General features: G+C 63.6%; 14 protein-coding genes. 13 read left to right on the forward strand and 1 reads right to left on the reverse strand.

The features are described 5' to 3' along the window. Positions 1–109 precede the first annotated feature (109 nt). Together JNA92_RS09720 and JNA92_RS09725 are read left to right on the forward strand one after the other, a co-directional pair. Positions 110–655 carry an exonuclease domain-containing protein gene (locus JNA92_RS09720; RefSeq protein ID WP_241804489.1) on the forward strand — a complete coding sequence of 182 codons (546 nt, stop codon included), beginning with the start codon at positions 110–112 and terminating at the stop codon, positions 653–655. A 90-nt stretch (positions 656–745) separates the two neighbouring features. Continuing rightward, complete coding sequence (locus JNA92_RS09725) at positions 746–1,030, forward strand: pyrimidine/purine nucleoside phosphorylase (RefSeq protein WP_012315400.1); 285 nt, start codon at positions 746–748, stop codon at positions 1,028–1,030. Positions 1,031–1,140: 110 nt separating this feature from the next. On the opposite strand, the gene JNA92_RS09730 is transcribed toward JNA92_RS09725, so the two are convergent. Further along, positions 1,141–1,833 (reverse strand): alpha/beta family hydrolase, encoded by a 693-nt coding sequence (locus tag JNA92_RS09730; protein ID WP_241804490.1) that lies wholly within the window; start codon positions 1,831–1,833, stop codon positions 1,141–1,143. Between the two features lie 49 nt (positions 1,834–1,882). Here JNA92_RS09730 and ccoN (JNA92_RS09735) point away from each other — a divergent pair, with 49 nt between their 5' ends. The 11 genes from ccoN (JNA92_RS09735) (at position 1,883) to JNA92_RS09785 (ending at position 13,412) form a co-directional block, all read left to right on the forward strand. Beyond that, complete coding sequence (gene ccoN, locus JNA92_RS09735; protein WP_241804491.1) at positions 1,883–3,307, forward strand: cytochrome-c oxidase, cbb3-type subunit I; 1,425 nt, start codon at positions 1,883–1,885, stop codon at positions 3,305–3,307. Between the two features lie 13 nt (positions 3,308–3,320). Further along, the gene (gene ccoO / locus JNA92_RS09740; protein ID WP_241804492.1) at positions 3,321–3,929 is read left to right on the forward strand and encodes a cytochrome-c oxidase, cbb3-type subunit II; all 609 of its coding nucleotides are present in this window, start codon (positions 3,321–3,323) and stop codon (positions 3,927–3,929) included. 5 nt (positions 3,930–3,934) lie between these two features. Continuing rightward, positions 3,935–4,126: a cbb3-type cytochrome oxidase subunit 3 gene (locus JNA92_RS09745; protein ID WP_012315404.1), complete on the forward strand. Its 192-nt coding sequence runs from the start codon at positions 3,935–3,937 to the stop codon at positions 4,124–4,126. Continuing rightward, on the forward strand, positions 4,123–5,064 hold the full coding sequence (gene ccoP, locus JNA92_RS09750) for a cytochrome-c oxidase, cbb3-type subunit III (protein ID WP_241804493.1): 942 nt from the start codon (positions 4,123–4,125) through the stop codon (positions 5,062–5,064). Before JNA92_RS09745 ends, ccoP (JNA92_RS09750) begins: the two co-directional genes overlap by 4 nt. A gap of 367 nt (positions 5,065–5,431) precedes the next feature. Then, positions 5,432–6,874, forward strand: coding sequence for a cytochrome-c oxidase, cbb3-type subunit I (ccoN, locus tag JNA92_RS09755; protein ID WP_241804494.1), 1,443 nt, complete (start codon positions 5,432–5,434; stop codon positions 6,872–6,874). Then, positions 6,874–7,482: a cytochrome-c oxidase, cbb3-type subunit II gene (ccoO, locus tag JNA92_RS09760; protein WP_012315407.1), complete on the forward strand. Its 609-nt coding sequence runs from the start codon at positions 6,874–6,876 to the stop codon at positions 7,480–7,482. Before ccoN (JNA92_RS09755) ends, ccoO (JNA92_RS09760) begins: the two co-directional genes overlap by 1 nt. A 5-nt stretch (positions 7,483–7,487) precedes the next feature. Beyond that, positions 7,488–7,685, forward strand: coding sequence for a cbb3-type cytochrome oxidase subunit 3 (locus JNA92_RS09765; RefSeq protein WP_241804495.1), 198 nt, complete (start codon positions 7,488–7,490; stop codon positions 7,683–7,685). Next, complete coding sequence (gene ccoP / locus JNA92_RS09770) at positions 7,682–8,662, forward strand: cytochrome-c oxidase, cbb3-type subunit III (RefSeq protein ID WP_241804496.1); 981 nt, start codon at positions 7,682–7,684, stop codon at positions 8,660–8,662. Before JNA92_RS09765 ends, ccoP (JNA92_RS09770) begins: the two co-directional genes overlap by 4 nt. Positions 8,663–8,969: 307 nt before the next feature. Continuing rightward, complete coding sequence (ccoG, locus tag JNA92_RS09775; RefSeq protein ID WP_241804497.1) at positions 8,970–10,385, forward strand: cytochrome c oxidase accessory protein CcoG; 1,416 nt, start codon at positions 8,970–8,972, stop codon at positions 10,383–10,385. Positions 10,386–10,400: 15 nt separating this feature from the next. Further along, complete coding sequence (locus JNA92_RS09780; protein ID WP_241804498.1) at positions 10,401–10,928, forward strand: FixH family protein; 528 nt, start codon at positions 10,401–10,403, stop codon at positions 10,926–10,928. Positions 10,929–10,967: 39 nt separating this feature from the next. Then, the gene (locus tag JNA92_RS09785) at positions 10,968–13,412 is read left to right on the forward strand and encodes a heavy metal translocating P-type ATPase (RefSeq protein WP_241804499.1); all 2,445 of its coding nucleotides are present in this window, start codon (positions 10,968–10,970) and stop codon (positions 13,410–13,412) included. Positions 13,413–13,419 lie beyond the last annotated feature (7 nt).

A 13,419-nucleotide genomic window follows, 5' to 3' on the forward strand; every position in this document is an offset into this window, starting at 1 on the left:
GGCAAGGCACAACTGCTGGTTATGCCAAAGTGAGGGCATTTTGCCAGGGGATGCCGTGACGCCGGACATTGGCTACGCTGCTCTGGCATGTATGGCGAGGGAGCCTGGTATGGGCCACTGGTTGGTAATCGACCTGGAAGCCACCACCGACGACGGTGGCTGGCCGGTGACGGAGATGGAAATCATTGAAATCGGCGCCAGCCTGGTGACCCGTGAAGGCCGCGAAGTGGACCACTTCCAGCGCTTCGTGCGGCCCAGGCGGCGGCCGCAACTGACGCCGTTCTGCCGTGAACTGACTCATATCAGCCAGGCCAGCGTGGACAGCGCGGCGCCATTTCCCGAGGTATGGGCGCGTTTCGAGCGCTGGCTGGGGCACCACCGTGGGCAATTGCAGGCCTGGGTCAGCTGGGGTGATTACGATCGCCAGCAATTGCTTCAGGAATGGCAGCAACATGAGCTCGACAGCCTGTTGCACAGCCTGCCGCATATCAACCTCAAGCAGCGCTTCGCCAAGGCTCGTCACCTGCAGCGCCCGATGGGTCTGAACGGTGCCCTGCAACTGGCCGGCATGCACTTTTGCGGGCAACAGCACCGGGCGCTGGAGGATGCCCGCAATACCGCGCGGCTCTTGCCCTTGAGCCTGCCGGGCATTTGAGCGCAGGCCACCTGAAAGCAGATGACGAGGCGGATGGGCTTGGGCATACTGGCCAGCCCTTTTTCATCCCTCTTTTTCAGGAGTCGCCCCATGTTCAAGGTCAACGAGTACTTCGATGGTACCGTCAAGTCGATCGCCTTCGAAGGCACTGAAGGCCCGGCCACCGTCGGTGTCATGGCACCGGGCGAATACGAATTCGGCACCGCCAAGCGCGAAATCATGCACGTGGTTTCCGGTGCGCTGACCGTCAAGCTGCCGGGCAGCGACAACTGGGAAACCTTCAACGCTGGCGACAAGTTCAATGTGGCTGCCGACAGCAAGTTCCAGCTCAAGGTAGCGGTAGACACTGCCTACCTGTGCGAGTACCGCGACTAAGCGCTGCCTGCACCGGCCTCATCGCCGGCAAGCCGGCTCCCACAGGTACCACGCTGCTCTCAAGCCCAGCGCAAACCCAGTGGGCCAGCTTGCCGGCGATGGTGGCAACGCTATCGCAACAGAAACTCCGCAACCTGCTCAGCCGCCGCCTGCAAATGCTGCTCATGGCTGAACCCCGAGGCTTTCAGCGGCTTCAGGTCATGGTCGCCTGCCGCCAGCCAGCTGACCTTGATCGACGGTGACAGCGCATACCCCTGCACCGCCTCACGATTACCCAGCGCATCCCGCTCGCCCTGCACGATCAACGTCGGCGTCTGCAAGCCCGCCAAATGCTCGACCCTCGGTTTTTCCGGTTTGCCCACGGCATAGAACGGATAACCCAGGCACACCAGCGCGTCAGCACCCAACTCGTCAGCCAGCAGGCTGGCCATGCGCCCGCCCATTGACTTGCCGCCAATCGCCAGCTTGCCCGTGACCAAAGGTCGCACCTGCCGGTACACCTCGCGCCAGCATTCGAGCAGCACCTTCTGTGGATTGGGTGGCCGCTTGCCACCCCCTGCCCTGCGCTCGGCCATGTAGGGGAACTCGAAGCGAACCACCCCGACGCCAAGCGCCGCCAGCCTTTGCGCCATTTCGTCCATGAACCCGCTGTCCATTGGCGCGCCAGCGCCATGGGCCAGGATCAGGCACGCCGCCGCACTGCCATCTTGCAGCGTGTGCGGCGGATTGCAGTGCAAGCCTGGGACATTTCCGATCTTCGCCCATTGATCCCCGTCAATACCGGCACGTTGCCCATTAATCATGCTTGCCTCGCTGTAAAGCCTGCCAATAACCGTGGATGGGAACCCATACATGAACACAACCAGCAGTACCGCCTATAACTATAAGGTGGTCCGCCAATTCGCCATCATGACGGTGGTGTGGGGAATCGTCGGGATGGGGCTCGGCGTCTTCATCGCCGCCCAGCTCGCCTGGCCTTCCCTGAATTTCGACCTCCCCTGGACCAGCTTCGGCCGCCTGCGCCCACTGCATACCAATGCGGTGATCTTCGCGTTCGGCGGCTGCGCACTGTTCGCCACCTCCTATTATTCGGTGCAACGCACCTGCCAGACCACCCTGTTCGCACCCGGCCTGGCCGCGTTCACCTTCTGGGGCTGGCAACTGGTCATCCTGCTGGCGGCCATCACCCTGCCGCTGGGTTACACCAGCTCCAAGGAATATGCCGAGCTGGAATGGCCGATCGACATCCTGATCACGGTTGTCTGGGTCTGCTACGCCATCGTGTTCTTCGGGACCCTGATCAAGCGCACCACCAAGCATATCTACGTCGGCAACTGGTTCTTCGGCGCCTTCATCCTGACCGTGGCCATGCTGCACATCATCAACAACCTGGAGCTGCCGGTCAGCCTGACCAAGTCGTACTCAGTCTACGCGGGGGCCACCGACGCCATGGTGCAGTGGTGGTACGGCCACAACGCCGTGGGCTTCTTCCTCACTGCAGGCTTCCTGGGGATGATGTACTACTACGTGCCCAAGCAGGCCGAGCGCCCGGTGTATTCCTATCGTCTGTCGATCGTGCACTTCTGGGCGCTGATCACCCTGTACATCTGGGCAGGCCCCCATCACCTGCACTACACCGCGCTGCCCGACTGGGCGCAGTCGCTGGGCATGGTGATGTCGCTGATCCTGCTGGCCCCCAGCTGGGGCGGCATGATCAACGGCATGATGACCCTGTCCGGTGCCTGGCACAAACTGCGCAGCGACCCGATCCTGCGCTTTCTCGTGGTGTCCCTGGCGTTCTACGGCATGTCCACCTTCGAAGGCCCGATGATGGCCATCAAGACGGTCAACGCCCTGTCCCACTACACCGACTGGACCATCGGCCACGTGCATGCCGGCGCCCTCGGCTGGGTGGCGATGATCTCGATCGGCGCGCTTTACCACACCATCCCGCAAGTCTTCGGCAAGGCACGCATGTACAGCATCGGCCTAATCAACGCGCACTTCTGGCTGGCCACCATCGGCACCGTGCTGTACATCGCCTCGATGTGGGTCAACGGCATCGCCCAGGGCCTGATGTGGCGCGCGGTGAACAGCGACGGCACGCTCACCTACTCGTTCGTGGAAACCCTGGTGGCCAGCCACCCGGGCTTCATCGTGCGTTTCGTCGGTGGCGCGATCTTCCTCAGTGGCATGTTCCTGATGGCCTGGAACACCTGGCGCACCCTCCGTGCACCGGCCGCCGAGGCCGCCCCTGCCAACGCCCAGCTGGCCTGAGGAGACTTGCCTGATGAAACATGAAGTCATCGAGAAAAACGTTGGCCTGCTGGCCCTGTTGATGGTGTTCGCCGTCAGCATCGGCGGCCTGACCCAAATCGTCCCGCTGTTCTTCCAGGACGTCACCAACAAGCCGGTCGAAGGCATGAAGCCTTACACCGCGCTGCAGCTTGAAGGCCGCGACATCTACATCCGCGAAGGTTGCGTGGGCTGCCACTCACAGATGATCCGCCCATTCCGCGCCGAGACCGAGCGCTACGGCCACTACTCGGTCGCGGGTGAAAGCGTGTGGGACCACCCGTTCCTGTGGGGCTCCAAACGCACCGGCCCGGACCTGGCCCGGGTCGGTGGGCGCTACTCCGACGACTGGCACCGCGCGCACCTGTACAACCCGCGCAACGTGGTACCGGAGTCGAAGATGCCGTCCTACCCATGGCTGGTCGGCCAGCAGGTCGACAACAGCCACACCGACACCAAGATGCGCACCCTGCGCACGCTGGGGGTGCCGTACACCGACCAGGACATTGCCGGTGCGCGTGATGCGGTCAAGGGCAAGACCGAGATGGACGCCCTGGTCGCCTACCTGCAGGTGCTCGGCACCGCGATCAAGAACAAGAGGTAAGAGCGATGGAAATGGATATCGGCATGATCCGTGGCGTGGGCACCCTGGTGGTGATGATTGCCTTCATCGGCCTGTCGCTGTGGGTTTTCAACCGCCGCCGCGACCATGATTTCGCCGAAGCGCGCCTGCTGCCCTTCGTCGACGACCGCCTGCCCCCTGCCGGGCAGGACACTGGCATGAGGAGTAATCCCCAATGACTACCTTCTGGAGTACGTACATCTGCGTACTGACCATCGGCAGCCTGATCGGCCTGACCTGGCTGCTGCTGTCGACCCGCAAGGGCCAGAGCAGCAACACCACCGACCAGACCATGGGGCACAGCTTCGACGGCATCGAGGAGTACGACAATCCGCTGCCCAAGTGGTGGTTCTGGTTGTTCGTCGGCACCCTGGTGTTCGCCGTTGGCTACCTGATTCTCTACCCAGGCCTGGGCAACTGGAAGGGCGTTCTGCCCGGCTACGAGAACGGTTGGACCGGCGCGAACGAATGGCAGAAAGAAATGGACAAGGCCGACGCCCGGTTTGGCCCGATCTTCGCCAAGTACGCCGCCATGCCGGTCGAGGAAGTGGCCAAGGACCCGCAGGCCTTGAAGATGGGCGGCCGCCTGTTCGCCTCCAACTGCTCGGTGTGCCACGGCTCGGATGCCAAAGGCGCCTATGGTTTTCCCAACCTGACCGACAACGACTGGCGCTGGGGTGGCGAGCCCGACACCATCAAGGCGTCGATCATGAATGGACGCCACGGCGTGATGCCGGCCTGGGCTGAGGTGATCGGCGAACAGGGCGTGGCGGATGTAGCCGCCTACGTGCTGACGAACCTCGATGGCCGCAGCCTGCCGGAAGGGGCCAAGGCTGATGTGGCCAGGGGCAAGGAGATCTTCGCCGGCAACTGCGTGGCCTGCCACGGGCCCGAGGGCAATGGCACCCCGGCCATGGGCGCGCCAAACTTGAACCATCCGCAGGCGTTCATCTACGGTTCGAGCTTTGCCCAGCTGCAGCAGACCATTCGCTATGGCCGCCAAGGGCAGATGCCCGCCCAGGCGGAAATTCAGGGCAATGACAAGGTGCATCTGCTGGCCGCTTATGTGTACAGCCTTTCACAGGGTGGTATGACTGAAACCGTGACTGCCAAGTAACACCCCCGGGGCCGCCAAGCGGCCCCGGCATTCCCCGCCCCGCGCCCGCCTTGCACCCCCTCCGAACAGAACTAAGCTTGTTGGCACAGTTGCCTTCGCTGTCGATCCAGCGCAGCAGACGCGGTGCATCGCCTGACACCGCCCGCAAAAAAAGCTTGACCGATCGATCAGAAAAAGGCGAAAAACGGTACACATTACAAATATTTATTTGTGTACAATCGCCCAGACCCTACTGCCGCGGGACACCGGCAAAAGGGCCCGGACACGGGTCGGCGCAGGGCTCCTTGCGTTGCCATAACCCTGGCGGTTATCGATACTGGCGCCGATTTTTCAACCAACAAGAACACCAAAACCGTGGAACCTTAGAATGAGCACAGCAATCAGTCCGACTGCTTATAACTATAAGGTCGTCCGCCAGTTCGCCATCATGACGGTGGTCTGGGGGATCCTTGGCATGGGCCTGGGCGTTTTCATCGCCTCGCAGCTGGTGTGGCCGCAACTGAACCTGGACCTGCCCTGGACCAGCTTCGGCCGCCTGCGCCCCTTGCACACCAACCTGGTTATCTTCGCCTTCGGCGGCTGTGCGTTGTTCGGCACCAGCTACTACGTGGTGCAGCGAACCTGCCAAACCCGGCTGATCTCCGACAGCATGGCCGCCTTCACCTTCTGGGGTTGGCAGGCCGTCATCGTCGGCGCGCTGATCACCTTGCCGATGGGCTACACCACCACCAAGGAATACGCCGAGCTCGAGTGGCCACTGGCGATCCTGCTGGCCATCGTCTGGGTCACCTACGGGCTGGTGTTCTTCGGCACCATCGTCAAGCGCAAGACCAAGCACATCTACGTCGGCAACTGGTTCTACGGCGCCTTCATCGTGGTTACCGCGATGCTGCACATCGTCAACCACATCTCGCTGCCGGTGAGCCTGTTCAAGTCGTACTCGGCCTACTCCGGCGCCACCGATGCCATGATCCAGTGGTGGTACGGCCATAACGCCGTGGGCTTCTTCCTCACCACCGGCTTTCTGGGGATGATGTACTACTTCGTGCCCAAGCAGGCCGAGCGGCCCATCTACTCGTATCGCCTGTCGATCGTCCACTTCTGGGCGCTGATCACCCTGTACATCTGGGCAGGCCCCCACCACCTGCACTACACCGCGCTGCCCGACTGGGCGCAATCGCTGGGCATGGTGATGTCGATCATCCTCCTGGCACCGAGCTGGGGCGGCATGATCAACGGCATGATGACCCTGTCCGGCGCCTGGCACAAACTGCGCACCGACCCGATCCTGCGCTTCCTCGTGGTATCCCTGGCGTTCTACGGCATGTCCACCTTCGAAGGCCCGATGATGGCCATCAAGACCGTGAACTCGCTGTCGCACTACACCGACTGGACCATCGGCCACGTACATGCCGGCGCGCTCGGCTGGGTGGCGATGATCTCGATCGGCGCCGTGTACCACATGATCCCGCGCCTGTATGGCCGTGAACAGATGCACAGCGTAGGCCTGATCAACGCGCACTTCTGGCTGGCGACCATCGGCACCGTGCTGTACATCGCCTCGATGTGGGTCAACGGCATCACCCAAGGCCTGATGTGGCGCGCCATCAACGATGACGGCACGCTGACCTACTCCTTCGTCGAAGCGTTGCAGGCCAGCCACCCGGGCTACATCGTCCGCGCACTGGGCGGTGCGTTCTTCGCCTCCGGCATGCTGCTGATGGCTTACAACGTGCTGCGTACCGTACGCGCCGCCAACCCGGCAGAAGCGGATGAAGCCGCCAAGATCGTCGTTGTGGGAGCCCACTGATGAAGCATGAAGCTGTCGAGAAGAACATCGGCCTGCTGGCCTTCTTCATGGTCATCGCCGTGAGCGTCGGTGGCCTCACCCAGATCGTCCCGCTGTTCTTCCAGGACGTCACCAACAAACCCGTCGAAGGCATGAAGCCGCGCACCGCGCTGGAAGTCGAAGGCCGCGACATCTACATCCGCGAAGGTTGCGTAGGCTGCCACTCGCAGATGATCCGCCCGTTCCGCGCCGAAACCGAGCGCTACGGCCACTACTCGGTGGCGGGTGAAAGCGTGTGGGACCACCCGTTCCTGTGGGGCTCCAAGCGCACTGGCCCGGACCTGGCCCGCGTCGGTGGGCGCTACTCCGATGACTGGCACCGCGCACACCTGTACAACCCGCGCAACGTAGTGCCGGAGTCGAAAATGCCGGCCTACCCGTGGCTGGTGGAGAACACGCTCGACGGCAAAGACACCGCGAAGAAGCTGGAAGTGCTGCGTACCCTTGGCACGCCGTACACCGATGCCGACATCGCCGGGGCCCGCGACGCGGTCAAGGGCAAGACCGAAATGGACGCACTGGTCGCGTACCTGCAGGGTCTTGGCACCATCATCAAAAGCAAACGGTGACGCTGATGGATATCGGGATGATTCGCGGCCTGGGCACCGTCGTGGTGATGGTGGCCTTCGTGGGCCTGGCGCTGTGGGTATTCAACCCACGGCGCAAGCAGGAATTCGACGAGGCGACCCAACTGCCGTTCGCCGATGACCCCGAGGCCAAAACGCACGTCGAGCAAGCGCAAGCAAACGCTTCTGGGAGCAAACAACAATGACAACCTTCTGGAGTCTGTACGTCACCGTCCTGACCCTGGGCACCATCTTCGCGTTGACCTGGCTGCTGCTGTCGACCCGCAAGGGCCAGCGCGAAGAGGTCACCGACGAAACCGTCGGGCATGCCTTCGATGGCATCGAGGAATACGACAACCCGCTGCCCAAATGGTGGTTCTGGCTGTTCGTCGGCACCATCATCTTTGCCCTCGGCTACCTGGTGCTGTACCCGGGCCTGGGCAACTGGAAAGGCGTGCTGCCAGGGTATTCGTACCTGGATAACGACAAGCAGACCGAGTTCACCAACGGTCAGCCCGGCTGGACCGGCGTGCATGAGTGGGAGAAGGAAATGGCCAAGGCCGATGCCCGCTTCGGGCCGATCTTCGCCAAGTACGCGGCCATGCCTATCGAGGAAGTGGCCAAGCAGCCGCAGGCACTGAAGATGGGTGCGCGACTGTTCGCTTCCAACTGCTCGGTGTGCCACGGCTCCGACGCCAAGGGCGCCTATGGCTTCCCCAACCTCACCGACAACGACTGGCGTTGGGGTGGCGAGCCGGAGACCATCAAGGCCACCATCATGGGCGGCCGCCATGGCGTGATGCCGGCATGGGCGCAAGTGATTGGCGAGCAAGGTGTGGCCGACGTTTCAGCCTTCGTGATCAGCAAGCTCGATGGCCGCAGCCTGCCCGAGGGGGCCAAGGCCGATGTCGAGAACGGGCAGAAGATCTTCGCCGCCAATTGCGTGGCGTGCCATGGCCCTGAAGGCAAGGGCACACCCGCCATGGGCGCGCCGAACCTGACCCACCCGCAGGCATTCATCTACGGTTCGAGCTTCGCTCAATTGCAACAGACCATCCGTTATGGCCGCCAGGGCCAGATGCCGGCGCAGGAGCAACTGCAGGGCAATGACAAAGTGCACCTGCTGGCGGCTTATGTGTACAGCCTGTCGCATCAAGGGCAGGAGCCTGAAAAGGCCGAGTGAGGCCTGCACTGGCGCTATCGCCGGCACGCCGGCTGCCACAGTCACCCCGTGAACTCAGGTTCGCTGGGGCCGCTGTGTGGGCCGGCTAGCCGGCGATAGCGCCGGTAGATTCAGCGCCGCATGACCTGGATCAATTGACACCCGCCTTACCACGATAAACACCACGAAACCAACGCGACTAAAGGTCGCAGATCGACCCCGGCGTGCCATCAGCGGCGTATCATGGGTCGCAGCGCTAGCAGAATGCGCGAGACTGCGGCCGGCACGCACTGGCCGCGGCATTTCTCCACTGCCGTGGGACTTGATGATGAGCAAGCACATTCCGGTACATGACGTCACCCCGCCTGCCAGCAAAGGGAAGGATTCCGTCGACCTCTACGCCTCTCGCGAGAAAATCTACACCCGCGCCTTCACCGGCCTGTTCCGCAGGTTGCGGATGGTAGGCGGGGCGGCGCTGTTCATTCTGTACTTCGGCACGGTGTGGCTGAACTGGGGCGGGCATCAGGCGGTATGGTGGAACCTGCCTGAGCGCAAGTTCTACATCTTCGGCACCACCATCTGGCCGCAAGACTTCATCCTGCTCTCGGGCATCCTGATAGTCGCCGCCTTTGGCCTGTTCTTCGTCACCGTGTACGCCGGCCGCGTGTGGTGCGGCTACACCTGCCCGCAAAGCGTGTGGACATGGATCTTCATGTGGTGCGAAAAGGTCACCGAAGGCGACCGCAACCAGCGCATGAAGCTTGACCGGGCCCCGATGAGTGCCAACAAGTTCGTGCGCAAATTCACCAAGCACAGCCTGTGGCTGCTGATCGGTTTCGTCACCGGCATGACCTTCGTCGGCTACTTCTCGCCGATTCGCGAACTGGTCATCGAATTTTTCACCGGCCAGGCCGATGGCTGGGCCTACTTCTGGGTCGGCTTCTTCACCCTGGCCACCTACGGCAACGCCGGCTGGCTGCGCGAGCAGGTGTGCGTGTACATGTGCCCCTACGCCCGCTTCCAGAGCGTGATGTTCGACAAGGACACACTGATCGTCTCCTACGACCCGCGCCGCGGCGAAACCCGCGGCCCGCGCAAGAAGGACACGGACTACAAGGCCCAGGGCCTCGGCGACTGCATCGACTGCACCATGTGCGTACAGGTCTGCCCCACCGGCATCGACATCCGCGATGGGTTGCAGATCGAGTGCATCGGCTGCGCTGCCTGCATCGACGCGTGCGACAGCATCATGGACAAGATGAACTACCCCAAGGGCCTGATCAGCTATACCACCGAGCACAACCTGTCGGGGCAGAAAACCCACATGCTGCGCCCAAGGCTGATCGGTTACGCACTGGTGCTGGTGGTGATGATCGGCGCCTTGGCCACCGCCTTCGCCACCCGCTCGCTGGTGGGCTTCGACGTCAGCAAGGACCGCGTGCTATACCGCGAGAACGCCCAGGGCCGGATCGAGAACGTGTACAGCCTCAAGGTCATGAACAAGGACCAGCGTGACCACGTCTACGTGCTGGACGCCGCCGGCCTGCCTGACCTGCGGCTCGAAGGCCAGCGGGAAATCCGCGTGGCCGCCGGCGATATCGTCAGCCTGCCGGTGCAGTTGTCGGTCGCCCCCGAAAAACTGCCTTCGACCACCAACGAAATCACCTTCACCCTCAAAAGCGCCGATGACAGCGCTGCCGAGGTCCAAGCCAAGAGCCGCTTCATCGGCCCACAGATCCGCTGAGAGAGAACGCGAACCATGCCTGCCGCCACCGCCACCAGCCCCTGGTACAAGCACCTCTGGCCCTGGATCATTATCGGCATCCTCACCACCTCGGTGTGCCTGAGCCTGACCATGGTCAGCATTGCCGTGAACAACCCGGACAACCTGGTCAACGACAACTACTACGAAGCCGGCAAAGGCATCAACCGCTCGCTGGACCGTGAATTGCTGGCGCACAACCTGGGTTTGCAGGCCAGCGTGCACCTGGACGAACTGACGGGCGAAGTGGACCTGCGCCTGACCGGTAGCAGCGACCCGAAGCGCCTGGAGCTGAACCTGATTTCCCCCACCCAGCCAGAGAAGGACCGCAAGGTGCTGCTGAGCCGGGTCGAGGCGGGGCGCTATGTGGGGCAACTGGAAGACAAGGTCGACGGGCGCCGCTTCGTCGAACTGCTGGGTAGCGAAAACGGCCAGGTGTGGCGTTTGTTCGAGGAGGAAAAGGTGGCGCACGGTGTGACCTTGCAGCTGGGTGACGAAGCCATCCAGGGCGCTGAACACCTGTAGCCACGCGCCGGCCAGCCAAATATGCAAGGCAATGATGTGATGACCCAGCCCACCCCCTGCTACCACTGCGCCCTGCCCGTCCCCACTGGCAGCCGCTTCACCGCCATGGTCCTTGGCCAGCCCCGGCAGTTCTGCTGCCCCGGCTGCCAGGCCGTGGCCGAGGCAATAGTCGCCGGTGGTTTGGAACACTACTACCAGCACCGCAGCGAAAACAGCGCCAACCCCGAGGCCCTGCCCAAGCAGTTGCAGGACGAACTGACCCTGTACGACCGTAGCGACGTGCAAAAAACCTTCGTCCACCACCAGGGCGAGCTGGCCGAAACCACCCTGCTGGTCGAAGGCATCAGCTGCGCCGCCTGCGGCTGGCTGATCGAAAAGCACTTGCGCAACCTGCCCGGGGTGGCCGACGCACGCCTTAACCTGTCCAACCACCGTTTGCTGCTCAGTTGGGAAGACCAACGCCTGCCGCTCTCGCGATTGCTGGCCGAGCTGCGCCAGATCGGCTACGCCGCCCACCCCTACCAACCCGACCAGGCCGCCGAGCAACTGGCCCGGGAAAACCGAAGTGCCCTGCGCAGGCTGGGCGTGGCCGGGCTGCTGTGGTTCCAGGCAATGATGGCCACCATGGCCACCTGGCCGGAATTCAACATCGACCTGTCGCCCGAGCTGCACACCATCCTGCGCTGGGTGGCGCTGTTTCTTACCATCCCGATCGTGTTCTACAGCTGCGCGCCGTTCTTCAAAGGGGCTGCCCGCGACCTGCGCACCCGCCACCTGACCATGGACGTGTCGGTATCGCTGGCCATCGCCCTGGCCTTCGGTGCCGGCATCTGGACAGCCGTTACCGGCAGTGGCGAGCTGTATTTCGACACCGTGGGCATGTTCGCACTGTTCCTGCTCACCGGCCGCTACCTTGAACGCCGCGCCCGAGAGCGCACGGCGGCGGCCACTGCGCAACTGGTCAACCTGCTGCCGGCCTCTTGCCTGCGCCTGGACAGCCTTGGCCGCAGCGAGCGCATCCTGCTCAGCGAACTGCACTGCGGTGACACCGTGCAGGTGCTGCCCGGTGCGGTGATCCCGGCTGACGGGCGCATTGTCGAGGGCCGTTCCAGCGTCGACGAGTCGCTATTGACCGGTGAGTACCTGCCGCAACCGCGGCGGGTCGGCGATCGGGTCACCGGCGGCACCCTGAACGTCGAAAGCCTGCTGAACGTGGAAATCGAAGCACTCGGCCAAGCGTCGCGACTGTCGGCCATCGTCCGCCTGCTGGAACGCGCGCAGACCGAAAAGCCACGCCTGGCCCAGATTGCCGACCGTGCATCGCAGTGGTTTTTGCTGTTCACCCTGGTAGCCGCCATCGTCATCGGCCTGTGGTGGTGGCACCTGGACCCGACACGGGCGTTCTGGATTGTCCTGGCCATGCTGGTAGCCACCTGCCCCTGCGCGCTCTCGCTGGCCACCCCTACTGCACTGACCGCCGCCACCGGTACGCTGCACAAGCTCGGCCTGCTGGTCACCCGCGGTCACGTGCTCGAAGGCCTCAACCAGATCGACACGGTCATTTTCGACAAGACCGGCACGCTCACCGAGGGCCGCCTGACCCTGCGCAGCATTCGCCCGCTGGGCGCGGTGGCCGCCGACCGCTGCCTGGCGCTTGCCGCCGCCCTGGAAAACCGTTCCGAACACCCTATCGCCCGCGCCTTCGGCCGCAATGCCGAGCCCGCGGACGAGGTGCAAACGGTGCCCGGGCTGGGCCTGGAAGGGCTGGTCGGCGGGCAGCGCCTGCGCATCGGCCAGCCCACATTCGTTTGCGCCCTCAGCGGCGCGGAAATCCCGCCTGTACCGGAACCCCGCGGCCAATGGCTGCTGCTGGGCGACCGCCAAGGCCCGCTGGCCTGGTTCGGCCTGGACGATCGCCTGCGCGATGACGCCCCTGCCCTGCTGGCGGCATGCAAGGCGCGTGGCTGGCGCACCCTGCTGCTGTCGGGCGACAGCTCGCCGATGGTCGCCGAGGTGGCCGCCCAGCTGGGTATCGACCAGGCCATTGGCGGCCTGCGCCCGGACGACAAGCTGGACCGGCTCAAGGCCCAGCAGACCGCCGGGCGCAAGGTGCTGATGCTGGGTGACGGGGTCAACGATGTGCCGGTGCTGGCCGCCGCTGATATCAGCATTGCCATGGGCAGTGCCACCGACCTTGCCAAGACCAGCGCCGATGCCGTGCTGCTGAGCAACCGCCTGCAAGCGCTGGTACATGCCTTCGACCTGGCCCGCCGCACCCGCCGCAACATCCTTGAGAACCTGCTTTGGGCGACCCTGTATAATGGCCTCATGCTGCCGTTCGCCGCGCTCGGCTGGATCACCCCGGTATGGGCCGCTGTCGGCATGTCGGTCAGCTCGCTGATCGTGGTCCTCAATGCCCTGCGCCTGACCCGGCTGCCTGGCGTGGCGGCCAGGGCCAGCGCCCCACAACCTGCCATTGCCTGATCAGGAG

The sequence above is a fragment of the Pseudomonas putida genome (assembly GCF_022627325.1).
GTDB lineage: Bacteria > Pseudomonadota > Gammaproteobacteria > Pseudomonadales > Pseudomonadaceae > Aquipseudomonas > Aquipseudomonas putida_X.